The sequence below is a fragment of the Synechocystis sp. LEGE 06083 genome (assembly GCF_015207725.1).
In the GTDB taxonomy this organism is placed as follows: domain Bacteria; phylum Cyanobacteriota; class Cyanobacteriia; order Cyanobacteriales; family Microcystaceae; genus Synechocystis; species Synechocystis salina.
In genome coordinates this window covers 1-25,255 of sequence record NZ_JADEWJ010000005.1, presented here as the reverse complement: position 1 = coordinate 25,255, position 25,255 = coordinate 1, and the positions used below count along the sequence as shown (strand labels likewise).

Genomic DNA, 25,255 nt, shown 5'->3' with positions numbered 1-25,255 from the left:
CCATCGGTGGATTATGGCAAAACTGACATATGACATAAACTGCCATAAAACTGCCATAAATTAGTCTTGCTCATCGTCATAATGGCGATACTTGGCCCGCAGACCATAGGCTGTTCCGGCCATGGTGATAAAGTTGGTGGCCATGGCGATGGCCTCTGCTCTTGACTGTTTTTCAGAAATGAAAATGGCGATCGCCCCCAATAGAAAGCCAGCGCCCAAAGTTACTAAGGGGAACAGATCATCATCGATTTTCACAGATATTTCCTCGCTAATTGGGCGATCGCCCCAGCCCGATCCATCCCATTCACCACCCGACGGGCATTATAAAAATCCGATTTGGAGGCGTTGACAAACTCCGGCAAACTGCGGCCGGTAAATTTGCCGTGCCTCATCCCATGAACCAGGATGAACAACGCAACATTAGGTTCACAAGCCAATTCTGGTTTATTGACCAGATCGATACCCAGGATTTTTCCATAGCGGGCATAGTTGCTTTTCCAAGTGAGCTGTACGAATCCTCTGCCGTAGTAAGTTTTGCCGGTCTGGGGGTCGGGCCTGCCGTAGCTTCTCCCTTTCCCTTTGCCGTACTCCTCCAAAGGGCGAAAAGTTGAAGCTGTCTCATGCTGAGTAGTTGCCAAGACATAAGCTTGCTGGTTTCTGTGAATAAGCCCGTGCTGGTTACATTCCCAGCGAATAGCGTCAATTACGCCTTGTTTAGTGCTGAAATCGTGGTATCTGCCCTCTTCCTGCTTTTTAACCGCCGCCTTTAGGGCTGAATAACTGCTGGGGCCAATCAAATCAATTTGGTCGGGGTCATGGAGGTGAACTGATTCTTTAAACTGTGCCCAAGCTTCTATCGTCCGTGGGCCCAGATCTCCATCCAACGGCCCTGGGGAAAATTTTGCCGCCAATAGCCATTTTTGCAGTTGGAGCAAATCTGATTGGGTCAGTTTGTCCAAGGTGACGGGCTGAACAATCGGATAAATTGAATTGATCATTTCAGCGTCTCCTTTAAATCCTGCAAGTCTTCCAACAGGCTTTGGAGCTTGACCTCCACTGTGGTCTGGCGTTGTTCATAAGCTCTGGTGAGATTGTTAATTTGGATCGAAAACCCAATTACTCCAATCACCACAGTAACCACCGTTGCCATTAGTGAAGTTTTTACCCACTCATCGCTTTGGCGATGGTGTTCTTGTTGGTTTTCTCCCATGACTAGCTCGTGGCGATGTTTACTTCTAAAGTTTGGGTGTCAGGATTAACCAATACTTCGTACTCAATTGAGTAGTTTTCTCTGATTAATCGGAGGAAAGGTAGATCAGAACTGGTTATTCCTGCGGTGGGGTTCCCTGCGTCGTAATATTCCTGGGGAACGCTTAGTCCCGTCGGTCTAACTGCCAAAGGATCAGTTCTTCTGGTTATGGCACTGGCGGTGGAAGCCGTTCTAATGCCAATGCGGTGGATTAGAAACACGATTAAAGCCGCTACCCATTCCCGGCCATCGTCAGAAACAGAGCTGGGAACAGTCCCCCCGTAACTGGTGATTACACTATTGGGGATGATTACCCCAGGAGCAGAAACCGCCCCTTCACTGGCCACTAAGGCGGATGCTGGCCAAATATCCTCAACGGTGATTTTTCCAGCCCCCAAATTACTCCCAAAGGTAGGAGCAGGGGGAAGACGCACAGAACCATCCCGAATATCGAGCATTCGCAGTATTCCAAAGGTCACCCCCTCGGTAAATTTATTAATTCCCACTCCAAACGGTTGCAATTTGGTTGGTTCAGGAAAACCTAATGGAGTGGTTTCCATCATTGCTTCGTAAAGGGAGTTTAAAAGGGCATAGGCAAGCTTGCCTTCTAAAATTGCTCCCGTATCAGACAATTCTGACGATTCCAGCCCAATCAAGTCATCGGCTCCAATCCATAGCCCTGATGGAACAGCATTCCCAACCCCTGCGCCCACCGATGCGGGGAAAACTGAAAGGTAATTAATCATAAAAAATCAGCAACGTTTCAAAGGGAATAAATTAGAGCCACGCTTCAAAGGGGCCAGCTTAGAAATTTGAAATTTCCAAGCTGTCCATAGTGCTATTAAGTGGTTAATTAGGCAGGTTCGGCCAACACTTGATATGTGCTAGTGGGAATTTGAACAGCAATAGAAACTCCAAAATCTACCCGTCGGGTAGTGTCCCCGGTAATTGCTTCCCCACGGGTAATTTCCATGCGGGCCGACGGAGTGGGGAGAGTGGTGTAGTTCACATGGAGAGCACTAAGGAGGGAAAGCATAACTTCCCGCCCATCTCCAGTAGCTGGATCTGCTTCCATAGCGGTTAATCCTTCCAAAGCAGAAAGAGGGATTGCAATGCTTGTTGCTGTGGGGTTGTCCGTGGTTTCAAGTAGTTCAAAACCGGGAAACAAATCAGTTGGTAACGGCTTAGCCATTTGTATTTTCCTCTGTTGCAGTTAAAACAATTACGATATTGCCTGACCCTCCGGCATTTATAACTCTGGCGGGAATTCCGTCTAAAGCTGATAAAACATCGGCGGGCAAATTTGTTTGAGCTAGCCCTTCCAGGCTTACTGCCCAGGCTTCATCCTGTACTGTCCCTATCCTACGCCATGCTCGTTTTAAAGTTTTCTTAACTTGAAAATGGCGAATAATGGTGGGATTGATCAGAACTTCCTCTGGGGTGTAAAGATTAATTATTTGCGGTGATTCCGAGAAATAAAAACGCCTCCAAGGGGAATAGTTAAGGTTGCCTACATCGTAAACCACTCGCAAATGTCCATAACTAATAATTTTATCGGGGTTGGCTCCAAGTCCGGTAATTCTAATAATTGAATTGCCATCATTGGACGCAAAGGGAAATTCTGTCCATTGGTCAAACCGTGGCGTTACTGTCCCTTTATAAATCCATTCCCCGGCATAATCAGTAGTCATTTACCATTCCTCTAGTTCCCAGTCTTCGGGTTCTCCGTAGGTTTGCATCATTAAGTCGTATTCCCCCCCATAAAGAAAGTCCTCTAATTCCCGATCGCCAGTGATGGATCTAGGGATGCCATCGGCTCCCACCACATAACAAAAATTGTTGTCGGTGGGCTTAACGTCGGGCGGGGGGGAAGTGTAAAGAATTTCGTCAAATCCAGGATCCCCAGGAATGAGAATTAGTCCGGGCATGGCATTAAGTGAGGGTAGCGAGTCCTCTTTCTGCTCTGGTAATTTTCCAACCGTTAGCCACGGCATTGCCCAGCTTGGCAGGGGAACAAGGCAAAGTCCGAGACTCTTTAGTCACTAGGGGGATTTTTACGCCTTTGGGAGCCCGTGCCGTTTTGGAAAGGGTGACTGGCCCCACGTTGGCAATCCAACCTAGCATTGCTCCGTTTTCTGCTGTGGCATCAATTAAGGGAACGTAATAGGCAAAATATAGGTTGTTAGTGGTGCTAACTACTATTTCCTTGCTCTTTTTCGTTATTCCTAATACAAGCGGAAAAATGGGGCGTTTTAATTTCCAACCGGCTCCAATGGCTCTGGCGATCGCCTGACGAGTAAACCCGTCGCCATAGGCAGTAACACTGCGTTGCACACCACTGGAAATTTTCTTGGTAAATTGTGCCGGTCTTGGAGCATCGGGGGAGAAAACTACTAACCCCAATCCTTGAGTAACGGGCTTTTGTCCTATAGCCGTAGCATCGCCTTGGGAAATTCCAGGAATGGCAGTTATGTCTGTGCCCTTGAATCCGTAATGAAGATTTTGATTGACACGGACTGCCCGAATTACCTTTGTGCGTCCTCTGGAGGCGATCGGCATAGCTATTACTCAGCGGCCGCTACTGCTTCAAACCCTGATTCTGGTCGCACCAATTTCCAGCCCGCTTGAATAGCATCAGCAATTTTATTGCTAGCCACGGGGAGCGTTTTGGTGAAATTGTCACCAACTTGAGCCACAAGGGCCAATTTTGCCCCCTGGGGAGCAGAAACTAACTTGTCCAAATTTCCACTGGACATAGTTACATCCCAGCCCAACAAGCCCGCGTTCCCCGCGTCACTGTTAGGCACAAACCGTTTTACCAACAAGCCGTTACTGACAGGCACGGCGATCGCCGTTTGCGTCCGAGTATTGCCAAAGGAAGTCCGACGTACTCCTTTACTCATTTTCCAGCCCGCACCAGCGGCCCGGTTTACAGCCCCAGCGGTACTGCCATCACCGTAGGCAGTAACACTGCTTTGTACACCTGATGGAATCTTTTTGCGAAACTGAGCAGGCTTGGGCGATCGGGGAGAGAAAACCACCAATCCATTAACCCCAGCCAACGGGACTTGCCCAATTGCGGTTAAATCGGCCCCAGAAACCCCTGGAATAGCGGATAAATCCGAAGTCAAAAATCCATAAGTTAGGGTCGGATTGATTTTGACGGCCATGGGCACATCACGTTTGCGCCCCCTGGTTGATAACGGCATAGGGTTACCTACATCTATTTGAGTTAATAAGGCGATCCTAGCCAGTCAGACCCCGTACTATGCGCAAATTGGAGATAATTGGAGATCGTACAACCCCTAGGGGTTACATGATGGTTCTGCCCCATGACATTATCTAGCCTTGTACCAATCTACGCCCGCAGTTCCCGCAAGACTCGCCTTTGTATGCGCCGCAAAAAATGGCGTTATGGAAAGATATACGTCTATGAACCGCGCAAAGACCTAATTAGGAACGTGGCCCGGGAATTTGGTTGGTCAGAGCAAAAGGTACGCACCGAAATTGAAAGGGAGAGATTCTGGCTGTTAGCTAACCCCTGGTTCCCCCTTGATTTAAAAAAGGGAGAATAATTGAATTTTGCGAGCTTATCCGTCTGCCCCCGGCGACCTAAACAATTCTGCAACTAACTCTGAATATCCGGCTGGTTGAGCGTCTGTCCACAGAGGAATAAGGGAAGTTTTGCGCCGCTGGTAAACCCCTGACAGAGTTGCTGTCCCTGCTTCTTCATTGATTACTTTTTGCTGGTTCAGGATGGTAAACCCGTAGGGGTAAATTCTTGTTGGTTTTTTTCGCAAAGCATCTAGTCTTTTCCTTGCGCCTTCCCTACGCTCTCTAACTGAAGTAATTCCTATAATTTCTTGGTTACTAAATACGGCTAGTTTGGCTACCATGTCTAGCCCCTCGTCCTCTGATGCCGTATAAACGCTTATTTCTCGGCCCCCATCTAAACGAGCACTTGTTTTCCATTCTCCCCACATATAACCATTTATTCCTCCTACTGCTGATTTAATTTCATTCCAGCCCAGCTTCTCCCGTCTCACATCTGGAATAGTGATTTGGACTCGTTTAGCTCCACTTAAAACCCCTTCGCGATCGCTCAAAATTACTCGGAGCATAATCGGCAAGGGAGATCCGGTTATATTCTGTCTCACAGGTTCCCCTACCCACATCCCCAGATCACGTTCCTCTAGTAATTGGTGCTGGGCCAAGGTCTGGACAATGGTGGGCTTAATCAATTCTGCTGGCCCGGCAATAATTATTTTTTCTTCTTCATAGTCTCGATTGGGTGTAATCTCTACAAATTCTTGATCGCCTAACAATGTGGTTTGGCTAAGCTTCTGTTCCAGCATGTATTGGTCAGCAGTGTTAGCTATTACATAGAAAGCTTCCGAGCAACTATCAAAAAATTCTTCAATTAATTCCTCGGTAAAATTTTCGATAGCTGGGTTTTTGATTGATTCAATCCAATTATCTAAAGCAAGGGCAAAAGTCCAGGGCTTAGTTCCTTTCTCGCCCCACTCCTTAACTCTGCTGGCGTTAATTCCTAATGCATCTCGGAATACTTTTCCTCTTCCATCAGGGTCTAACAGAATTTCTTTTAATAATCTCCGCCCATTTTTGTAGGAAACGATTAGGGTTTGGCGAAAAACTAGTTGGGCCGACTGTTGAACCAGCATCCGCAAGTTATTTACAAGTTCACTAAGGGCCTCTTCTCCCACCTCTTTCAGCACTCGCAACGCCAGGAGCTTATTAAATTTCATCATGATCAACCCAGGCCCCGCCCCGCAAACTGCCCACCCCACTGCATTCCCAATAGTTCCCCCAAGGGTTCCCGCTAACATGGTCATGTAAGTTGCATACTGTTGATCCAACTCTGCATCAGTGGCATTCCAGTTAAAGTTCCAGAGGTATCGCACCCCCATTTGAACCTGGGTCATAATGCTGGTGAATGTCCATCGAAGCCCGCCGCCAATGGCATTAAGGAGAAAGCCAGAAACTCCTGCCCCAAGCTTGTTAACTTTGTTGAAAATTCTGACTAGCACGTTTCCGTCTTCGTCTTCATTTTGAGTTTTTGCGCCGCCGATCGCCCGAATACCATCTAGGGTTCTGGTGGCCAGGGTGCGAATTTTGCCAGAATTTAAGTTGCTTAAGGACAGGTTAAGGCTACTCATTTAATTAAGTAATTAAGCTGAATCTGTAGTTTGGGAACCCAATCGTTTAATTCGTGGGCGTTGTCCCAATTCTCGCCCATAGGGTTTCGTTTGTCCCTCTGCGGCCCAGGCTCCCTGGCCAATAAATCCCCATTCCACATCTTCTAAGAAGCGGTCAAAATCGTCTTTTTCCTTGGGCTGATCTGAATTGCCGTCGTTATTTTTGTCTGGATCTTTGGGAGTGATGCCCATTTCTTTGGCAAAATCTTTTAAGCGAGAAAGCAGCTGCCCATCGCTTTTTCCAATGCCTTCAGTTAAAGCGGCTTTCACAATGGCATGAATTTCTTTGATTAGCTCAAATTTGGCTTCAAAAGTTAACTTGTCGCTAAATTGAGGCATAGCCGTGGGCACTTCCGTTGGTTTAAGAAGCTGTTGCCAACTAATAGGCTGACTTTCCTTTGTTTGCAACAAAGGATTGTAGGTGTACTCAACGTTTTGTGTCACATCCTTAGATTCAAAGCCCAGATAATCTGCCACCGCTTCAATCCAAGCATTAGCGTTGACTGCCACCGCTTTTGTACTGCCTATTTCGGTCATTGTACGAGTGAGCATTTCCACCGCTAAATCGTTAGTGGTTTTCTCTGCTAGATTAATCCCTAATATTTCGGCGATCGCCTCAGCTAAATTTGGAACCTTAACGGTTTTAACAATTAATCCGTTACTTCTCCGATAACTAACCATTTTGTCATTTCGGAGATAGAAGGGCAAATCGGAAACGCCAGGAGGGGGACTACTTTCCCACTTTTTAAATTCGTCATCCATGTCTAGCAAGTCATTTTCGGCAATCTCCATGGTGATGGGAAATTTGCCGATCAACTCATCCAGGACTTTTGTCAACCACAACAGCAATTGAGGAATGGATTCGATTTTTTGATATATTGCCTCATCGCTTTTGCCCTTAATATCTTCCGGCTCCAATAGCAAGCTAATCGGAACCTGGAAAGGAAATTGATCGGTTGCCAGTGCCCTTTGAATTTGCTTAATTCCTCCGCCACTATTTTCCAAGACAATCCGAGGTGAATTTTCTAAGTCTTGCATTAGCCGAGAAATGCTTGTTGCCAATCCAGCCCCGCCCACTCCGGAATCTACTTCGGCTTGCCATTCGTAATAATTGCGCTGATTAACAGCAGATATGGGGCTAATATTTAGAGCCTGATAGGTTGTCCCTCTGGGAATCATAGAAAGAGCATTGCGGCTTCTAATCCACATATTGGCAAAAGCATCAGCAGGGGCCTGGATGCCGTACATTAACGCCACACCCTGGTTATAAGCCCGCAGATCCACTGCCCACAGCAATGCGCCTTGATCATAAAAATCCCCAACTTGAGGCCCTGGATTTGGTGCTCCGCCATTTTTTGCTATCCACCATGCAAAAGCATCAGAAGAAGCCTGAAGGGCCACTTGAGATTCGCCTGCTTCCACCATGTAATCCCATTCAGGCATTTCCAAGGGAGCTTCAGAATGGTTATCTACCATCAGCCGCCCAAACTGAAAAAGTCCTTTAACTGCCGTTGGTTGGTGTACTTCTGGTTTTTTTCGCAGTTGATTGTAAAGCCATGGCCCAGGAAGCCACTGCCACCAATTTGGAAATCCTGCCTGCGGTTGAATATAGGCTTCCTGAACGGTTGCTGTTGTTCGTATGGTGGGCGGGGGATAAAAATTCTTCCCTGGGGAGGGTGCTACTGGAGCCGGTGGCAAGGGAACTTGGTATTCTGTGTCTCCCACTGGTACATAAGCTTTAGGGGGACGGTATTGATTGGTTTTTTGCCGTTCCGCATCTTCAATGGCCCGCCTCTCTTCGTCGGCGGTGATTAATTGCGGAGTGAAAAAATCAGCAATTGAATTGCCAAGTTTCCAGCCCCAAAGAAAAGGATTAAGTCCCATGTTTTTTACCTGTAAATTTAAGCACTTGCGCCGCCAACGTCTGGATCAGGTTCTGCCCCTGGCTCCGGTGATGGTGCAGAATTATCTTCTCGAAAAGCAATTGAGGCCCCCACTACTCTGCTTAAATTGATTAAAACTAGCCCGATCAGACTCGCTAAAGTGGGGGATTTTTCGTCTAATTCAGGGCACGGCATCACTCCCCCCTCTTCCCCAAGAGCAGAAGGGGAGACTCCCTTAACTGCGGCAACGTGGCAGGGCAACCCCAAAGCTCTAAGAATTTCCTGCAACAAGAAAACAGATTTTATGCTCTGATTTTGTAGCTCGTTAATGCTTTTGGAGTGGGAACCCAACATATAGAGGCAATCTGCCAAACATTCCCCTATGCTGTCGTAATACACGATCCCAGTTCCATCAATCTTGGGAACCATAAGGTCTCCACCGCCCCAATACTTGGTCAAATCATCCTGAATGGTGTCAAAAATGCCTCCGATATGAGGAACCCGCATTGCGCCCCCGGGGGAAGTGCTGGCAACTTGCAAATTACCTTGTTCATCGGTGGTGGTGGTAACTTGCCGGGCCCGAACTTCAAACAAAGCATCACAGACCATTCTTTGCCCGTAAGCGTCGTTGACTTCACGGACGGCGAATTGCCCGTTCCTTAGACTTTGATTGGCGTTAATTGTGGCAATGTAATCCGCATCAACCCAGTTAGATTCTGGCTGGGGAATGTTTTTGCCGTCTTCATTGAAAGCGATGCCAGTGGCATAGGCCAGAGTTTCCAGGTATCTCCCCAAGTTGTTAAATCGTTTTTTCTCTGGGTCGCTGGGGTGGACTCCATAGCGATCGGCCTCCAATGCCGCATGAATTTCTTTAATTCTTGGGGAATCTGTCATCATTATTTCCTCTAAATAAGAAGATTCACTTTCTAATTCACTTTCTAAAAATTCTACTATTTCATCAAAACTAACAGTGTCTTGTTGAGAATCATAAGAATCTAAAGGCGTATAAGTAATTGAATGCAAATCCATGGGGCCTAAAAATAATGCGTATCCTGTCCCTGGGTGTAAAGCCAAGCTTTTGCTGGGGGGATAACTGGCATCAGGATATTTTGGAAGTGGTATAGGGTTTGCAATGTTCGCTGTTGTATAGGCAATAGGTTTATTCCTGTTTACGTCTACCTGTTTAGGCATTGGTTTTTCAGCAATCGACCCATATTCAGGTTTTAGCAGTGGTGGAAAGCCTAAATCTTCTAATTCCAATACTTGCCCCCAAGGATTATTGTTTGCAAATAACAATCCTGCATAATGAAAAGCACTGTTACGCTGTGCAAATTTTACTTCTAACAAACGACCATCAGCACCTTGTCTAGGTATGGGCACTAACATTCCAAACCTAGCTCCCACAATTGTAGTTAAATTAATATCAAAGCTTTCTACCCAAGCCGCTAGCCTGGAAGACATAGCAGAATAAAGAAAATCATTAGATTCTTCTTCCTTCAATTTTCCATTGGTTATCACCAAGGAAAAGTTAGCCATATCTATCGGCACTGTAAAGATATATTCTTTTTCTTCGTCAGTAGGATTGCTAACACTAAAAGACCTTCTTTCAAAAATCCTTAATGATGCTTGTGAGTTAACACCTGTTTTTCCAGGTAATTTATCGTTGGGAGCATCAACGGGAATACTTGTTTCTTTACTTATAGTCAACCAAGTAAGGTATAGCGTTTTGTTTGGTTCAATGATTAGTTCTATTTCTTCTGGTTCTTCTAAGGGGAAAGGTTGAGGGTTAGATACAATTGGCGGTGCCACGGTTAGTGCTTCAAGGTTTTCACCAAAAGCAGTATGGAGTAGTACCCCAGCGGGGGCACTAACATTGCCAAAGTTTACATGGCGTTCTACTGATATTTCTTCGGCAAAAGCATAAGCCTTTTCTGCCCAGCCATTACACCACGGCAAATCATGGGGAACATAGCGGTCTATTACGTTCCAGCCGTTAACTATGAATCTAGGACTATAAAAATTTGTATGATGCATACTCAGCAAATCGTGAGTTTGCCAATTATCTAAGACAAATAACGCTGGCTTAACTTCAAAATTTATAGGGTCAAATTCAATAGTCATTTGTGAACAAGTTAGGGGAATGGATTAAGGGAATTTGGCACAATGCGGTCAATAAAACAGATGGAATCCCCGAAAATGCCATGGCTTTCTAGGGCACCCAATAGTCCCAATACTTGCCCACTTATTTTTTGGGCAAAGAGTATGTCATAGGTTTGGTCTGGGTCGAGGAATTGCATTATGCGTAGCGCCCTCCAGTTGCTTCTGTTCCTGCGCTACTCCCCGGTAAATAGCCTGTCGATTGCCCAAAGGTATTAATTACAGCGTTAGTTGACACATTGTACTTTTGCCCCGTCGCTGAACCAGTAAAAGTATTTAGGTAAAGAATTAATGTACCAGTTGTGTTAGCTAGAGCAAATGAAGAAATTGCTGGCGCACCAATCAAAGTGATTGTATTACCAATTGACATTATTTCTGCGGTTGCTCCTTGAGGACTAAAGTGTGCGTAAGCCCCTCCTGTTATTGAGTAATTACCTTCAATTAATATTTTCCCTCCGTCACTCCACAAGTGGCGATTAAAAGCGCCATGATTACCAAAGTCTATATTTGCGATTTTGACTACCCCATAACGAGATCTAATACCAGCTTTATCGGTCGCTGATGTGTTGGTGAGCTTAAATCCTTTGATAGTATATTTTTGAGACTCACTAAAAATACAGTCATCCGTAGAACTAGTTATTAATACATTGGATGGGGTTGTTGTATCCCCTTGTAAAATAATCTTTCCGTTACCTAACGAATCTTTTAATATCAATGACTCGTTGTATGTGCCATTTCCGACTTGTACCAATACTTCATTAAGACCATCATCCAAACTTGCTGCTATGTTGATCGCCTTTTGGATAGTGCGAAAAGCACTGCCAGCGGTATTGGTAAGACCATTATTGCTATCATTTCCATCAGTTCTTACGTAATAAGTTCGATTTGCGGTCAGCAATTCACGACCACCGCCAGATCCGCCGCCGCCAACACCGATCGCCTCTACGATGCCGTTCTCATCTTTTTTGTAGATCAGCCCATCCAGAGCAGAAGCCCAGATTATGAGCTTGTCTGGGTCTGGGGTAGCTGGTTCTGACACCAAATCAAGGATTAAAGCCCCGGCCGCCGACACTGAACCGGCTGGCCCGGGAACGGTAGAATCTGCCCCCGGTGGCCCGGCTGGCCCTGGTTCCCCTTGCGGCCCTGGTGGCCCGGGAACGGTAGAATCTGCCCCCGGTGGCCCGGCTGGCCCTGGTTCCCCTTGCGGCCCTGGTGGCCCCGGAACGGTGGAATCTGCCCCCGGTGGCCCGGCTGGCCCCGGTTCTCCCTTCAAACTTTCCAGCCATTCTGCCCTGGTACCCAGATAACCTTCCGCCTGGGCAATAAAAAAAGCATCCTGGGCGATCGCCGCCACTGCCCCAGAATTTAATGCCACATATTGACCGGCCACCCGTTGCACTCCGGCAACCAATTGGAATCCCGATAACCCTAATGCTTGGCGATCGGCTGGTAGCTGACAATTGATCCGTAATTGTCCGTCCCCATAGCGGGGGTCAATTTGAATATAGTCCCGGCTGTCGGGATGGAGAGAAGCGGATAGGGTGAGCAATGCCCAGGTTAATAACTGTTCTGCCGTGGTGAACGCTTCTGGGATGGTCAAGGCTGACAGGGCCGGTTCCAGTTCCAGGCTGGGGGGAGTAGTGGGGAAAGTGGGAGCCGATCCGGTCAAAAACGGCAAAACATTAGAGAGCAGCTCCCCGCCATCGTCTCCATAATCCCCTTCCAAATTGAAGCGACAGGAAAAATTAATGGTGCTTTTTTCTTCTTGCTCCTGGGTTTCCTGGTTGAATAATCGCCGCTGTTGGAGAGTAACGGCGATCGCTTCACTAACCGCTGAAGTGCTGGGAAGATTACCCAACAATTGGGAAAAGTGTAGTCCCAGGGCCACGATTAACCTTTCTAGGGAATCAATATTTGCATCAGCTAGGGCCTGGGCGGTGGGAATTGCAACCATGGGGGAAACCTAAACACTAAATCAAGTGTAATTGGTTGCCGTATCACACTACCAGTGGGGGCTTTTAAGTTTGTGGGGAAATTTCTATGATTAGGAATTACCACTCCCGAAAATTATGTTTATTCCCGGCTGGAAAGACTTACTAAAAGCCCTTTGGGTAACCCTTCTACTTGCGGCATGGACAGTATTCTTACGGGTGGGAGCAGTATTTTCTGTCTTCACCTACTTTTTCACCCATCAAGATTGGTTATTTTTAGGGCTAATGGCTTTTTTGGTGTTGGGACTTCCTCCAATTATGGTGGCTTCAATTCACCATTTCTTTTTTGGAAAGCGGGCTTCATGGCTTCCGGCTTGGATTCCCACTGGGCCCAGTTGGTGGGAGGCGTTTTGGATCTGCTTAGCTGGGGCAATGGGAATAATTCTGGTCACCTTTGCCATGTTGATGGTAATGGGATTTGTCGCTCTAATAACTGACTATTCCTTTTTTGATGTTCCTGTGGAAGAAATTTCTGAAAATCCCTATGTTTCGGGGGGATTAGGGATTATTTGGTTTTGGACGGTTGCCATAATCCTGAAGCTCCAACGGTGGAGCAACCGGGCCAAAGAAAAACCCCCAGCGGCAACTGAGGGTAAATAGCTTTAGAACTATTCGATTAGAAGCCAAATTTAAAAACTGCCGCTATGGTTGCTCCCATAATTGTCAGAATCAAAACCCAGATTTGCTTATTCTTACTGTCTTCAAGCTGAGACACTCGGGAATCTAAAGAGTCTAGCTTAACCAGTATCCTGGCTTGAGAAGCCCTCAGCTCGGTCAGATTGGCAAGGATCTCTTTTAGGTCTGTCTCAATAGTGGCCATAATTTTTAAGGGTTAGGGAAGATGCCAAAGAATTTAGCGGCCCCAGCTATCAAAGCCACAATCAAAGCGGTCACAACGCCACGGTTAAGGAATTCTTGATTCTCTACACGTTTGCCGATGCCTGAGGTTTTCTCATCAAGGGTTTTGATTTGCCCCGATAGCTTTTCATCAACAGATTTGATTTGCCCTGATAGCTTTTCATCTAGGGAGCGGATCTCCCCCTTTATCTCAGCCTGAGAAACCTTGATTTCTGTCAGGGAAGCTTCCATACGCTCAAAGCGCTGGTCAATACGCTCAAAGCGTTGGTCAATCTTGGCAAATTCCTGCTTGAACTCCCCAAGGATCTCTTTTAGGTCTGTCTCAATGGTCGCCATAGCTTACTCATGCTCCGTGGTCTGGTCAGGGTAGGACATAATCAAGTCTTCTAATTCCATGCCTTCTTTTAGGGCAAGCATGGCAAACCGTACCCCAGCCAGAAAGTCACGGGCTGAGGACTTGCCATTCTCCCAATCGCTGATGGTTTTTTGTCTAACGCCAAGGGCTTTTGCCACCGTGGTTTGGGTGTAATTGTTCTTTTGCCTAAATTCTCTCAGCACTTTTGAATATTTGGGCTTGACTTGCTTACTATATTCCATTTTAATTTCTTTAGGCGCAAAACGCCTAAAACTCCTGGGTTGTACAGACTTGGGAGAAAAGCCAGAAGGCAGAGAGCACAAAGTTTTCCAGGCTTAACTCTCTGTCCCATGGCTACACAAAAAGCCCACTTATTTCTAAGCGGATAATTACATTATATTTTTCGCTGGGAATCTGTGGGAACCGCTCCGTTATCTCCTACTGCAATGGGGCACTGGCCCCTTTTTCCCTATGAACCTCCATTACTCACTTTTCCGCTGTCAGTTGCCCGACGGCGTGGTCAAGATTCTGAACCTAGATGCCATTGCCCAGATCACCATCTACCAGCAAAACAGGAACTTGCATTGGGTCAGTTGTTTAGATGGTGACGATTTCCAGATTGAGGCAAGCGAAGGTGATCGCCTTGTACAGGCCTGGTCAATCCACCAAACAGCCCAGTATGCCAGTTACCACGCTGGGGAGTTTATTCCCAATGGCATCCCAAGTTTTCCGCTAATTAAATCAGCCCTTTTGATTGATACCTATCTGGCTGATGCGGCCCACAACGCTCATTTAGTTCCTGAAGAAGAATAAGACACAAAAAAAGGGAGGGCTTTTACGCCTTCCCTTCCCCATAAACCACCGTTTTGCACTGCTGGTTTTGCAATCTTTTACCGTACACTTTACTTAGCGATAATTATACCATGCAAATCGATACGACACAACATTATTTGCAACTCAAAGCATTAGGTTATAAAGACGGCGAAACTGTATTTTACAGAGAGTTTCCCCCCAAGAGTGGTAAGGGTTCCGCCGTTAAAAAGCAAAGAACTTTACCCAGCATTTTACAGGAACAAAATGCCAATAAGGGGCTGTACTTTGTAGTAAATGGACAGGGGCAAACAGACAAGGAAATTTCCACCTGTAGAGCCTTCTTTGCTGAGTGGGATGATCGCCCATTAGAAGAGCAAGAGGAATTGTGGCAAGAAAAAGGATTCTTAGAGCCTACCTTTCAGGTTAGAACCAGAAAATCTATCCATTGTTATTGGGTTCTGAAGGAGCCAATCCCGGTGGAAGATTGGAAAATTCTTCAGGCTAATTTACTAAATTTTCTTGACGCTGACAGAACCTTGAAGAACCCTAGCAGGGTGCTCAGGGTCGCTGGCGGTTGGCATATCAAACCGGGGGAAGAGCCGGTTAAGTGCGAGCTGATCAACCCCACCGACAGAAAATTTACCCAAGCCGAAATCGAGCAAGCTTTGGCGGTGCAAGCTCCCCCCATGGTCAAGTTGCCACCGGCGCAACCAAAGAAACAACCATTGGCGATCGCCGGGGATAGCCCCTTAGATGATTTGGAAAGGGACAAGCAACTAGCCCTGGAAATTCTGGAATGTTTACCGCCAACGGTTAACGGCAGTGGAACCTATGGGGAATATAGGGAAATTGCCGTGGCCCTGAAAAATATTTTCAGTGAGCCGGAAGCGATCATGATGATGACCGCCCATTCTCCGGAGCGGAACTGGCACCAAATTATTCCCAGTAGTAACGGCGATTTTGGCATTGGCACTCTGGTTCACCATGCCAGGGCCATGGTTGGTTGGGATTATCCCCAATGGTGGAAAGATTCAATGAAATCGGAGGCCAAACCAGGGGCCAAAAAAGTTGAAGTTACCACCACCATCCCATTGCAGGAACCCAGAGTATATGACGACTGGGAAGGCATACCGGGCCAGGAGGGCAAAGGGGAATCCTACAAAGATCCGGCTGTTTCTTGGAAAGAAAAAGCTTACCTTGACTGCTTTTCGGATGCTGAATATATCAGCTTTGGGGATGAATCGAAGCTGTCCCTTTACCGCTACAACGGGCAATACTACGAAAAATTTAGCCGTGCTGAAGCTGAAGCTCTGTTAATTGAATGGGCCTACCAAAACCCGGTTAAAGGAAAAAATGGGAAATGGGTGGCCGCCCACCTATCCCCCACTTCGATCAATGGCGCTTACGAGTGGACGCTGAAACGGAAACGGGTCAAAGATGACCTAATTAATCCACCGGGGATAAACCTGGCCAACGGTCGGCTAATTATTCAATGGGACGGGGCAACCCCCAAAGCGGTAATAGAACCCCACAGCCCCAAAGTTTTCTATACCTATTGCTCCCCCGTCAAATATGACCCCAATGCCAACCCCGAAAACTGCGATCGCCTTCTGAGTTGTATCTCGCCGGCAGAGCAGACCATTTTCCTGCGATCCGTGGCTCTGGCGTTTGACCTGGAAAATTTCCGCCGCTTCACCGGCCGCCCCCGGGCTTTATTCCTAGAAGGGGTGGGGGAAAACGGTAAGGACTCCCTGCGGTTAGTGGTGGAACAAATTTTTGGCCAATTCATGGTGGATACCGCCCTGAACAATTTCTACCAATTTGAGCAAGGCCAAATCGGTGGCCTTGCAGACCTGGACGGGGCATTGGTGAGCTGGGCATCGGAAAACAGCGACCAATACAAAGTCGAAAAACTAAAATCCCTCTTCCGGCTAATTTCTGGGGAACAGGTCAAAATCAACCCCAAAGGCAGGGATGAACGCACCATCCGCCCCAATGCAGTCTTTTTCTTCAACGTCAACGAAGCCCCCCGCATGGATGGTTCCTTGAATGCCATGACCTCACGGTTTTGTGTGATTCGCTTCCAAAAATCCTTTAAGCGCAATCCCAACCCCGACGACGACCGGGAAATGAAAGCTGACCCCCGCTTCAAATACGATCCGCAGTGGGTGGAAGAAAATGTTTCCCCTGCTTTTCTGAATCGTGTTCTTGCCGAAATTCCGGCGATCGCCAAAGATGGCATTCCCTACGAAGGGCTGGATCATTACTTCCACGAAATTCGCAAAAAATCGAATCACCTCTGGGAATTTGTAGAGGAAGTCGGAATCGTCGAAGCCCAGGGCGAAAAAATTTACATATCTGATCTGTGGTTAATCCTGCGGGAATGGTATGAAGCCAATGGAACGTTAGAAGTAATTCAGCCTGAGACTGAGAAAGGACGACCTAAATTAATCTGGCACGAGCAATTAAAGCGTTTTGATCGTCCAATCAAGGGAGCAAACCAAATTTTCGATGCTTTCAGCCAATTATTCCCGAAAATCACCAAGCAACGGGAGACGGTTGATCGAAATAAAATCGGTAGCTTTTATCTTGCTGGGCTCAAACTAGATAAAACTGCTTCACTTGCTTCACACCCTTACTCTGAGGGGGTTACAGCTTCACTAACTGCTTCACTTTCCTTCACTTCCTCTTCACCAGAGAAAAAAGAAGAAGAAGAAGAAAGAGGAGGGCAAAAAATTAGTGAAGCAGTTAGTGAAGCAATTAGTGAAGCAGTTGACGGTCTGAAACCCTTGCCAGGCGGATGTGTGAAGCAAGTGAAGCAGTTTGAGGGGGTTTATACCCCTCCAGAAATTTCCAACGGGAAAAAAGTGGAATTAACCGACGTTCAAAAGGTGATTGGACGGGCGATAAAAGCCGAAATGGCTCGCTTAAAGTGGGATACGGTAGAAATGAAGCGTATTTGCCATGAAAGGTATGGCAAGGCAGGATTTATGGAGCTTGAAGAGTCAGAACAGCTTGATTTAATCAATTACATGGAGGGTTGGAATTAGTCATGGACATTAATCAGCAAATTGAAGAGATAGCAAAACTTCCCCTTAATTCTTTCAAGGGGATGGAAATGGAAGATCGGATCAATGGCACAAGTCAAATGGTTTCTGATTTAGAGAGATTGGCGATCGTCGATGGTTGTATTGCCGCCGCTTTTGCCTTAGACCTGATCAATGTGATCGCCAATCTTAATCCGGTGAATAACTCCGACTAGCTCCCAGATAATTTTTGTAGATTGTCCCCGGTGAGTTGCCCACATAACGGCTAACATCCGCCGGGGAATCCCCCGCCAAAATCCGCTCAGTGATAAAGGTATGGCGGGTTTGCTTGGGGTTCCGGTACTCAATCTCTGGGAATTCCGCTAAAACGCCAACCCAGGCCCGAGTGGCAAAGTGATTCCAACTTATGTATTCACCATCTGGGGATGGGAAAATAAGAGCAGTACTTATACAACCCCCCACAACGGCGATCGCCCTTTCATTGAGGATGATCGTCCGTTTTTTTTGAGTCTTGAGCCGGTGGGAAATTTCCCCATCGCTGTAAGTCCGTTGAAAGGTCAACTTATTGCCCCGCAAGTCTCCCCATTCCAGCGGTATCGCCTCCGAGGGCCGGCAACCAGTAGCAAAGAGAAAATCCACCAACCGCCCATAATGCCCATAGTGGGGACTGGAGTAAAAGCCCTGAATGATGGCCTCCTTTTCTAGGGGATTGAATGGGTTAATGTCTTCCTCGTCATGCTTAACGTGAATTTCCCCCGCCATGCCCTGGAAGGGATTAACCTCAATTAGCTCAGACTTCACCGCCCACTCACAGCAAGCATTGAGATTTTGGAGAATCTTCTTAGCCTGTTCCGTCGTGGTGTTGGTGATAATCCAATCCCGAATGGCTATGGCTTGGGATAACCGGGAATCTTCCAGTCTGGTCAAGAAATTCATGCGCCGCCCATAGTCAATCTTGAGCGTGGTAGGGGCCAACTGGGGGCGCTTAAATTCTCGGTACTTTTCCCACAGCTCCTTTAAATCTGCCTCCGAGCGTTGCTGTCGTAATTCCGCCAACCTGGCCTGGGCTTGGTCAATTTCCCGCTGAGTTTCCCTCAGTCCCCCGCCATACTTGGCCAACGTCTGGTCAAATTGGCCCATGGCAATATCAGCACTGATCAGATTAGCCACTGCTTCAGCTCGTTTTCTGTCGATCGCATTTTCCCAGCGACCCCCAGGCACCGGGGTAAGGGCATAACGTTTCTTCTGAAATGACCATCTAAGCAGGATGGCTCCGTTGTTATTCTGTGGGGTAATTTTCTTGGGCATCGGGCAAAATTCCTCGCAAATTTGAGAACAGCTTGTCCTAAAATCTGCCATAAATCTGCCATAAAAGAAAAAAGCTCTCAGACGATAATCGCTGAAAGCCTTAATATATCTACTTTTCTATAATTTCTGTACGAGTTCTGAAAATCCTCGTGTCGGCGGTTCAAGTCCGCCTCCTGGCATATCAAAACACTAGATACAGCAAGGGTTTTAGCTCGTAAGTTCTTTTTTGTTACGAGGCTATAGTTTGACGCCAAACTAGTCTGGGCGTTCAACTTTTTTGGGTTTTGGCACTGTTGACAATCTACAGATGCAGGGAGCCATACCTATTCCGGAGTTTTGTACGGCTGAATTGTCGGGACTATTTTTCCCCATCCGTAATGGCACTTTCTTTCTCGTCGAAGGAAGAAGCCCCTGCCATTAACCACTGTTGTTGGGGCACCCCAATGGCAATTTCTTGGGATTCAAAAGCTACCCTTACCCTTAGTCGCAATTCCCTGGCCACGTCCCACTGTTCCCCCGGCAGAGTCTTAAGCCAAATACGAATCCGAATGCCCTGGTGAGAAACTTCTTCAATGCCCTTTAGTTCCGGTGCCTGGAGCATTTTGGGATGCCACCATGGATCGTGATATAAACCCAACGCCACCTGTTGCAAAACGGCGATCGCCTTTTTGGGGTCAGCATCAGCCGCCACCATAACGGAATAATCTACCCTGGACCAATCCTTAGTCTGATTACACACCGTACCGATGGCACCGTTAGGAATGGTGACTAAATCCCCGTTCGGACAACGGATACGGGTGACAAATAAATTTGTATCTTCCACCACCCCTTCAAATTCGCCGATTAGCACAAAGTCGTTGATGGCAAAGGCATCGCTCATCAGATTGGAAATGCCAGCAATTAAATCTTTGATTAAATTTTGGGAACCAAAAGACACCGCAAAACCAATAATCCCGGCCCCTGCTAACACCGTCGCCACCGGCACATCGAATAAACTGAGGGAAAAAACTAAAGCTGTAAAAATACAGACCACTAAATTAATGCCCCTAACGGCGCTACTGATGGTGTTAATTCTGATTTTACGTCTAGTGTATTTAGCAGTTTGTAAAATGGCATAGTCACTTTCCAAGGTATGGAAAAAAGATTCAATTAGAAAGTCGGATATTCTAATTAAAATTATGGCGGATAACCAAATTAAAGTGAGGGAAATGGGGGTGCCGGATAATTGTTTACCCAACCTTCTACTATCAGGAAAAACCTGCAACAAAAAAGCACTGCCACGGATCCAAATAATAAATATGAAAAAAATCAATAATCTCCGGCTGAATACCACTTGTTTGAGGCGATTTTTAAGAAAATCGTAAAAATCTTTGCCTTGAAAAAGTTCGAGAATATTTTCAAAAATCTTTTGGTTATCTAAGGAAAAATTAAGCGGCGGATTTTTTTTGCTATCTCCCCGATTAATGTCGCCAAATAATATGGCCTTACAATAGGCGCTCAAATAGTAAAGAAAAATGGCTATCCGGTCTAGGACTTGAAAAGCGAAGGAGTAACGGGGAATTGTGACAATATCGTTGAAAATGGCCGGGTCAATGTGATTGTAGTCAAAATCAGGGTTTTTCTCCTCGGCTTTAATCAAACAATTGATGGCCATCTTGATCAGATAAATTCTATGGCCTAACCAACGATAAATAAATAGTACTGTCAGGGAAACTGTGATCACAACGGAGACAATCACCAAGGCAACTCTGGTTTGTTTTCTTCGAGCTTCCGGTTGGCGTTCTTGCTGGGCCCGCAGTAGAGCATTACGCACCTGGTCTACGGTTTCCGAAGCTAGGTCTTCCGGGGTGAGGGCATATAAGTCAGCATCGGCTTTGGTAATAGTGCGGAGAATTTGGGGGCGGAGATTTTTGTCATCGCTAATTTGAATAATGATCGCCCCATTGAGAATGGAACTAGCAACGCTTAAGGTGTCTGGATCAAAGCCCCGTTGAATAATTTCTTTAAATTTACTTTCAATTCGTTGTTGACGATAAACAATCGGACTTAGGGCGGAGCCTCCTTCTTTATCGGTGTTACCCGTGGGTACAGCAATTAGAAAAATTGGCTCTCCATCCACCCTAACAGTGGTGTAGTCTAGGTTGCCAATGCTACCGGACAAATTTGGATCGAAACCCAAACTAAAAGGCCTATTTTGGACGGGAGAATTAAGATCTATGGGTTCTACTTGATTGATTGCATCTGGTAATTGGCTGAAAAAATTTTGTCCCTGGGCTGTACCTATGGTACAAAAAAAGACGAGGAGAGTAATGGTAATTAATTTGAGCAAATTCAGTCCTTGATGCCAACGAATATAACCTTTGTTATTACTTAGATGAAGTCTGACGACGAATAAATTCCAAAGGGAGATTATCACTGTCGGCAATGAATGTAACTTCATAAATGTGATCACCGATTTGTTGTTGCTGGGGAGCCAAAAGAATTTTTAATGGCTCAACTTGTTCTGGATTGGTTTGATGGGCCTGGCTGAATTTCTGACTGAGACTCGTCAACCATTCCGGTAAACTTTCCACCTGGTCTGTTAAATCAAAAGAGATATGGTAGTAGCCCACATAATGTTCATCGGCGAAGGCATCGGGGGCTGGTTTCGGTTGGGGAATTTGCATTAATTCAATGCGTCCCCCCAGGCCAGTCAACCAGCAGGCTAGGGTATAACCAGTGGTGAACCTTTCTCCCACGGTAAAACCCAATAGTTCATAAAAGGCGATCGCCCGATGAATATTAGCAGTACGAATAGAAATATGGTGCATGATGCTCTATGCTGGGGGAGTTAAGGGGGAATTAACTTTTCAGCGACGCTCAATTCACTACAACCTTACCAATGTCTGAACTGAAAATCCTAATTGTTGACGATGAACCCCACATTGTAATTCTCCTGGAAGAGGTGTTTGAGCTTTTAGAAGAAGATTACGGGGTGGAGTTATTGACCGCCATGGATGGGGAAAAAGCCCTGGCTTTGGCAGTGGAACATCAACCCCAATTGGTGATTTTGGATGTGATGTTACCTAAAATTAGTGGTTTGGCGGTTTGTCAAGGAATTAAGGAAAATCCTGAACTAGCGGGCACTACGGTGATTTTGCTCACTGCCAAAGGGCAACAATTCGATCGCCAGGCCGGGTTGGCGGTGGGGGCGGATTGCTATGTGACTAAACCCTTTCGCCCTAGGGATTTATTGGCCCAAGCGAAGGAAATTCTGGGCATTCATCAAGATTAATCCCCGGTTTTCAGGTATGGCAATCAAAGGGCACTGGCCATTGTTTCCGGGTCGGGACTGAGCCAACGTTTTTTCCAACGGCTAGTGGGCTCCAGTGCGCTCTGACTCTGTTCTGCCCGACGACGGGCCAGGATTACTGCGGCCGGGTCTGTGCCCAGGGGGTCACGGTAGGGGATAGCCGCTTTAGTTTGTAAATGCTCCATTTCCCAGGGGGCAAAGTCTGAAGGGGGCAGAGGTTGGGGGCTAGCCAGGGTGCCCAGGGGCCGACGACGGGGATGGGGCGGTTGGCCGTCCCCCATGGTGACCAAGTGGAGTCCCGCCAGTTGCAAACCACTCCGCACCGCCGCCGCACTGCAATAGGTAGCTAAACGGCCCGTTGGGGCCAGGCGATCGCCAAGATGGCGTAAAAATTCCACCGTCCAGAGTTGGGGGCATTTGGGCGGAGAGAAAGGATCGAGGAAAATGGCATCGGCGTTGATCTGCCGGGGCACAACGGACAGCAAGGTTTGCCGGGCATCCCCGATCGCCAGGTGGGCCGTCAGAAATTCCCTGGTGACCCGTTGACTCTGGGCCAAATCCTGTAAAATTCCCTGCACTAACCCCGGCCAACCCTGGAGGAGTCCATTGGCGATCGCCTGACGGGGTACTTGGCGGTCATTTTCCAAGCCGTAGAGGGTGACGTGGCAATGGGGATTAACCTGCCAAATGGCTGTCAGGGCCGCCGCTGTGTTGTAGCCCAAGCCATAGCAGACATCAATAATAGTTAAGTGGGAGCGTCCCCCTGCCAACTGAGGCAAAAGACAGGGATGAACGAATTTTTCCTCTGCCTCCGCCTTCGCTCCCCGCTGGGAATGGAAAGCTTCCCCAAATTGGGGCGAATAAAACGTAAAAGATCCATCCGCCGTCAACTGGGGAGTAAAGCAAGTGCCTTCGGTCAAGAATTAGCCCTCCTGGCCAGGACGATCCTGAGCTAGTTCTCCTTTCAGGGTGGCAATTTCCTCCGTCAGGCGATCAAGTTCCTTTTTGGCGGTGGCAAAGTCAATGATGTTATTGGAAGCGGTGTCAGTGGTTTTAGCAAGGGGACCGGGCATGGAACGCCGCCATTGGTCTAGCAGTTGATCCACATACTGACGGGCTTCCGTCTCCGTAGTGGTACCCTTTTGGGCCCATTGGCTGGCCCGTTGGTCCCATTCCTGTTGCAAATCTTGGAAAGTGCCCTGGCGTTTTTGCGGATCCTGCAATGTTTCCACCAAAGTAGCGGTGGCCCCCACCGTAATCCGAAAACCTTGCTGGATGGTATCTAACAAAGTGCTGTTGTTGGTAGTCATTGTTACAACGTTGGATAAATTAAGGTCAGGATTGAGTTGTTAATGGCCGTTGAATTGAACAAGAATCCCGTGGATGAACCACGTTTGACCCTAAGCTAAACCAAAATGTCCTGTTTCCGCCACTGGACGGGGCACCAAGCCAGTTTCCCAACAGAGTTTCTGGAAATCTTTGATCAACCCACTCCGCTCAATTTGAGAATACTTATTTAGGTGACCTTTTTGGTTGTAGACCAGCAACAGATCAAGCTCGGGCAGGGTGGCAAAGTGGAGCAGTAAATTAAAAATGTCAATGGGCTGAATTTGATATTCTTCCTTGGAAAAATTGGGATGTCTTTGGGCATCCTGCTTATCACCAAAGCAAAATATGGCCGTCGCAGTTTTACTCCCCCTTTTATCGCTCAGGGTGAGTTTGACTAGATTGTCATTGTGGCGACCAGTCCAAATATAAAGCTTATCCACATTCAGCTTTTTGCCAATTTCCTCAAACAGAGGAGTCATCACCAACTGCACCACCTTTTTCTCTTCCCCGGTCCCTTCCGCTTGCTGGGACTGTTGCAGGAATTCTTCCTTAAATTTTTTCAAGCTCATAGGTTTTTCAATTTCCAGAAGGTTTGAGGCGGTCGGCGATCGCCGTGAGGAACTGATTGGTTAATTCAGGCAACTGGGCTAAATCCTTCACTAGCCTAGTTTTTTCCCCTGGGGACAAGTCCATAATCATGCTAACAATTTGTTGGACTTGGTCCACTGTGGGCAATGTATCTTTGGCTCGACTGAGCTGCTCTTGGTAAAGATCGTCGTGGTCAGTGGCAAAGGGATCGGGGGCAGTGGAAGCCATGGCCGGTTCAGCAAGACCAGGCTCCGTGGGAGAAAAACCTTCCCTAGGGGGCAAATTCCTGCCTTCTGTGGCGGCAAAAAATGGTGGCGGTGGAGGGGGCGCAAACTCAATATGGCCAAGTTCATCCCTGGCATCGGTAAAGGTCTGGACAGCAACCTGGCTCAGTAACTGGTCTTCCCAGGGTAATTTTTGATTCTGGCCGGGGGCTGGGGCTTCTAATTGAAATTTGCGGACAATGAAGTCGGGGGGCAGTCCCCTTAAATACCAGCGGTACATCTCTGCCAATTGGGACTCATCACCATTCCATTGCAGAGCCAACCTATCCTGTATCTGCACGGGGATGCGGCGACGTAACGCTGCAAGAGATTGCCGGGAAAATTCGTCGAGTTGACTCTGTAACGCCTGAAAATCCCTGGCTGTGGCCCGATGGCCTAATTTGACTAATCGGACAATTTCCGGGGCAATCGGTCGGGGCAATCCATTAATTTTGGGAGCTGCTGCCGCCGTTGCCAAACATTTTTGCACTGTCTGGTAGGCGGGACGGTTTTGATCGAGGGGAATCCATTCCACCATCACCCGCTCAAATTGCTTCATTACCGTTACCACTTCCCGATGGAGATGGCGCAGGGGCATTTGGTCAATTTCTTCTAACCCGTTCACCTGGTTAAAGACCTTTTCGTTGTGGCCCTTGACTTCAATCTCGTGGATGCCCAATTGCCGCGCTTTTTGCAAACCAATTAACAAAGCTTGATAGGATGCTTCGGCGCTGGTGACCGAAGCAAGTAACTGTTTGACGCTGGTCCTTTTGCCCGTGGGCAAGAGCAAAATGGCCACCGCCGCTCCCTGACCTTTTTGTCCTAGGGCTTCCCCAGCATAGAACAAAATCGGTACTGACTTACCTGCGCTACTGGGGGGGGGAGAATTAGCCATTGGTGGTGGGG

General features: G+C 47.2%; 30 protein-coding genes. 6 read left to right on the top strand and 24 right to left on the bottom strand.

The window, feature by feature from the left end; all coding sequences use genetic code 11:
- Positions 1-60 precede the first annotated feature (60 nt).
- The 9 genes from IQ219_RS00785 to IQ219_RS00745 all read right to left on the bottom strand — a co-directional run bounded on the left by IQ219_RS00785 (position 61) and on the right by IQ219_RS00745 (position 4,458).
- Positions 61-255: a hypothetical protein gene (locus IQ219_RS00785; RefSeq protein WP_194013575.1), complete on the bottom strand. Its 195-nt coding sequence runs from the start codon at positions 253-255 to the stop codon at positions 61-63.
- Positions 252-998, bottom strand: coding sequence for a glycoside hydrolase family 19 protein (locus tag IQ219_RS00780; protein ID WP_194071410.1), 747 nt, complete (start codon positions 996-998; stop codon positions 252-254). Before IQ219_RS00780 ends, IQ219_RS00785 begins: the two co-directional genes overlap by 4 nt.
- Complete coding sequence (locus IQ219_RS00775; RefSeq protein ID WP_194071409.1) at positions 995-1,210, bottom strand: hypothetical protein; 216 nt, start codon at positions 1,208-1,210, stop codon at positions 995-997. Before IQ219_RS00775 ends, IQ219_RS00780 begins: the two co-directional genes overlap by 4 nt.
- A gap of 2 nt (positions 1,211-1,212) precedes the next feature.
- Complete coding sequence (locus IQ219_RS00770) at positions 1,213-1,995, bottom strand: hypothetical protein (RefSeq protein WP_194071408.1); 783 nt, start codon at positions 1,993-1,995, stop codon at positions 1,213-1,215.
- A 107-nt stretch (positions 1,996-2,102) separates the two neighbouring features.
- Positions 2,103-2,441: a hypothetical protein gene (locus tag IQ219_RS00765; protein ID WP_194071407.1), complete on the bottom strand. Its 339-nt coding sequence runs from the start codon at positions 2,439-2,441 to the stop codon at positions 2,103-2,105.
- Positions 2,434-2,940, bottom strand: coding sequence for a hypothetical protein (locus tag IQ219_RS00760; RefSeq protein ID WP_194071406.1), 507 nt, complete (start codon positions 2,938-2,940; stop codon positions 2,434-2,436). The genes IQ219_RS00765 and IQ219_RS00760 overlap by 8 nt, the downstream gene beginning before the upstream one ends.
- Complete coding sequence (locus tag IQ219_RS00755; protein WP_194071405.1) at positions 2,941-3,177, bottom strand: hypothetical protein; 237 nt, start codon at positions 3,175-3,177, stop codon at positions 2,941-2,943. It lies immediately after the preceding gene.
- Between the two features lie 4 nt (positions 3,178-3,181).
- Entirely contained in the window at positions 3,182-3,808 is a 627-nt protein-coding gene (locus tag IQ219_RS00750; RefSeq protein WP_194071404.1) for a hypothetical protein, read from the bottom strand.
- 5 nt (positions 3,809-3,813) lie between these two features.
- The gene (locus tag IQ219_RS00745) at positions 3,814-4,458 is read right to left on the bottom strand and encodes a hypothetical protein (RefSeq protein WP_194071403.1); all 645 of its coding nucleotides are present in this window, start codon (positions 4,456-4,458) and stop codon (positions 3,814-3,816) included.
- Positions 4,459-4,581: 123 nt separating this feature from the next.
- Here IQ219_RS00745 and IQ219_RS00740 point away from each other — a divergent pair, with 123 nt between their 5' ends.
- Positions 4,582-4,824 (top strand): hypothetical protein, encoded by a 243-nt coding sequence (locus tag IQ219_RS00740; protein WP_144428719.1) that lies wholly within the window; start codon positions 4,582-4,584, stop codon positions 4,822-4,824.
- A 15-nt stretch (positions 4,825-4,839) separates the two neighbouring features.
- On the opposite strand, the gene IQ219_RS00735 is transcribed toward IQ219_RS00740, so the two are convergent.
- The 5 genes from IQ219_RS00735 to IQ219_RS00715 all read right to left on the bottom strand — a co-directional run bounded on the left by IQ219_RS00735 (position 4,840) and on the right by IQ219_RS00715 (position 12,459).
- The gene (locus tag IQ219_RS00735) at positions 4,840-6,018 is read right to left on the bottom strand and encodes a hypothetical protein (protein WP_228016611.1); all 1,179 of its coding nucleotides are present in this window, start codon (positions 6,016-6,018) and stop codon (positions 4,840-4,842) included.
- 420 nt (positions 6,019-6,438) lie between these two features.
- Positions 6,439-8,349 carry a hypothetical protein gene (locus IQ219_RS00730; protein ID WP_194071402.1) on the bottom strand — a complete coding sequence of 637 codons (1,911 nt, stop codon included), beginning with the start codon at positions 8,347-8,349 and terminating at the stop codon, positions 6,439-6,441.
- A gap of 17 nt (positions 8,350-8,366) precedes the next feature.
- A complete protein-coding gene (locus IQ219_RS00725; protein WP_194071401.1) occupies positions 8,367-10,469 on the bottom strand; it encodes a hypothetical protein in 2,103 nt (700 codons plus the stop codon).
- Positions 10,470-10,480: 11 nt separating this feature from the next.
- The gene (locus IQ219_RS00720) at positions 10,481-10,645 is read right to left on the bottom strand and encodes a hypothetical protein (RefSeq protein ID WP_194019739.1); all 165 of its coding nucleotides are present in this window, start codon (positions 10,643-10,645) and stop codon (positions 10,481-10,483) included.
- Complete coding sequence (locus IQ219_RS00715) at positions 10,645-12,459, bottom strand: hypothetical protein (protein ID WP_194071419.1); 1,815 nt, start codon at positions 12,457-12,459, stop codon at positions 10,645-10,647. Before IQ219_RS00715 ends, IQ219_RS00720 begins: the two co-directional genes overlap by 1 nt.
- Before the next feature lie 115 nt (positions 12,460-12,574).
- Between IQ219_RS00715 and IQ219_RS00710 the strand changes: the two genes are divergently transcribed.
- Entirely contained in the window at positions 12,575-13,096 is a 522-nt protein-coding gene (locus IQ219_RS00710) for a hypothetical protein (protein WP_194071400.1), read from the top strand.
- Positions 13,097-13,112: 16 nt separating this feature from the next.
- Here IQ219_RS00710 and IQ219_RS00705 read toward each other — a convergent pair whose 3' ends face one another.
- From IQ219_RS00705 to IQ219_RS00695, 3 genes are read right to left on the bottom strand one after another with little or no spacing between them, the layout of a single operon-like run.
- Positions 13,113-13,316: a hypothetical protein gene (locus tag IQ219_RS00705; protein WP_194017185.1), complete on the bottom strand. Its 204-nt coding sequence runs from the start codon at positions 13,314-13,316 to the stop codon at positions 13,113-13,115.
- A 5-nt stretch (positions 13,317-13,321) separates the two neighbouring features.
- The gene (locus IQ219_RS00700) at positions 13,322-13,690 is read right to left on the bottom strand and encodes a hypothetical protein (protein WP_194071399.1); all 369 of its coding nucleotides are present in this window, start codon (positions 13,688-13,690) and stop codon (positions 13,322-13,324) included.
- 3 nt (positions 13,691-13,693) lie between these two features.
- Positions 13,694-13,951 (bottom strand): helix-turn-helix transcriptional regulator, encoded by a 258-nt coding sequence (locus IQ219_RS00695; protein ID WP_194071398.1) that lies wholly within the window; start codon positions 13,949-13,951, stop codon positions 13,694-13,696.
- A gap of 229 nt (positions 13,952-14,180) precedes the next feature.
- Here IQ219_RS00695 and IQ219_RS00690 point away from each other — a divergent pair, with 229 nt between their 5' ends.
- The 3 genes from IQ219_RS00690 to IQ219_RS00680 all read left to right on the top strand — a co-directional run bounded on the left by IQ219_RS00690 (position 14,181) and on the right by IQ219_RS00680 (position 17,784).
- Positions 14,181-14,522 carry a hypothetical protein gene (locus IQ219_RS00690; RefSeq protein ID WP_194071397.1) on the top strand — a complete coding sequence of 114 codons (342 nt, stop codon included), beginning with the start codon at positions 14,181-14,183 and terminating at the stop codon, positions 14,520-14,522.
- A gap of 110 nt (positions 14,523-14,632) precedes the next feature.
- Positions 14,633-17,572, top strand: coding sequence for a DUF5906 domain-containing protein (locus IQ219_RS00685; RefSeq protein ID WP_194071396.1), 2,940 nt, complete (start codon positions 14,633-14,635; stop codon positions 17,570-17,572).
- A 2-nt stretch (positions 17,573-17,574) separates the two neighbouring features.
- On the top strand, positions 17,575-17,784 hold the full coding sequence (locus IQ219_RS00680; protein WP_194071395.1) for a hypothetical protein: 210 nt from the start codon (positions 17,575-17,577) through the stop codon (positions 17,782-17,784).
- Here the strand turns inward: IQ219_RS00680 and IQ219_RS00675 are convergent.
- The 3 genes from IQ219_RS00675 to IQ219_RS00665 form a co-directional block, all read right to left on the bottom strand.
- A complete protein-coding gene (locus IQ219_RS00675) occupies positions 17,759-18,877 on the bottom strand; it encodes a tyrosine-type recombinase/integrase (protein WP_194071394.1) in 1,119 nt (372 codons plus the stop codon). The two genes, IQ219_RS00680 and IQ219_RS00675, sit on opposite strands and share 26 nt — an antisense overlap.
- Positions 18,878-19,235: 358 nt before the next feature.
- Positions 19,236-21,293, bottom strand: coding sequence for a mechanosensitive ion channel family protein (locus tag IQ219_RS00670; RefSeq protein ID WP_368667539.1), 2,058 nt, complete (start codon positions 21,291-21,293; stop codon positions 19,236-19,238).
- Entirely contained in the window at positions 21,244-21,687 is a 444-nt protein-coding gene (locus tag IQ219_RS00665) for a VOC family protein (RefSeq protein ID WP_194019733.1), read from the bottom strand. Before IQ219_RS00665 ends, IQ219_RS00670 begins: the two co-directional genes overlap by 50 nt.
- Positions 21,688-21,758: 71 nt before the next feature.
- Here IQ219_RS00665 and IQ219_RS00660 point away from each other — a divergent pair, with 71 nt between their 5' ends.
- Positions 21,759-22,151: a response regulator gene (locus IQ219_RS00660; protein WP_194071393.1), complete on the top strand. Its 393-nt coding sequence runs from the start codon at positions 21,759-21,761 to the stop codon at positions 22,149-22,151.
- Positions 22,152-22,174: 23 nt separating this feature from the next.
- On the opposite strand, the gene IQ219_RS00655 is transcribed toward IQ219_RS00660, so the two are convergent.
- From IQ219_RS00655 to IQ219_RS00640, 4 genes are all read right to left on the bottom strand, one after another.
- Positions 22,175-23,089 carry a tRNA (5-methylaminomethyl-2-thiouridine)(34)-methyltransferase MnmD gene (locus tag IQ219_RS00655; RefSeq protein ID WP_228016610.1) on the bottom strand — a complete coding sequence of 305 codons (915 nt, stop codon included), beginning with the start codon at positions 23,087-23,089 and terminating at the stop codon, positions 22,175-22,177.
- Between the two features lie 3 nt (positions 23,090-23,092).
- Positions 23,093-23,479, bottom strand: a complete 387-nt coding sequence (locus tag IQ219_RS00650) for a thylakoid-associated protein (protein ID WP_194071392.1) — start codon at positions 23,477-23,479, stop codon at positions 23,093-23,095.
- A gap of 90 nt (positions 23,480-23,569) precedes the next feature.
- The gene (locus IQ219_RS00645) at positions 23,570-24,067 is read right to left on the bottom strand and encodes a hypothetical protein (protein WP_194071391.1); all 498 of its coding nucleotides are present in this window, start codon (positions 24,065-24,067) and stop codon (positions 23,570-23,572) included.
- A 7-nt stretch (positions 24,068-24,074) separates the two neighbouring features.
- The coding region (locus IQ219_RS00640) for a reverse transcriptase-like protein (RefSeq protein WP_228016609.1) at positions 24,075-25,255 on the bottom strand (1,181 nt) is incomplete at its 5' end.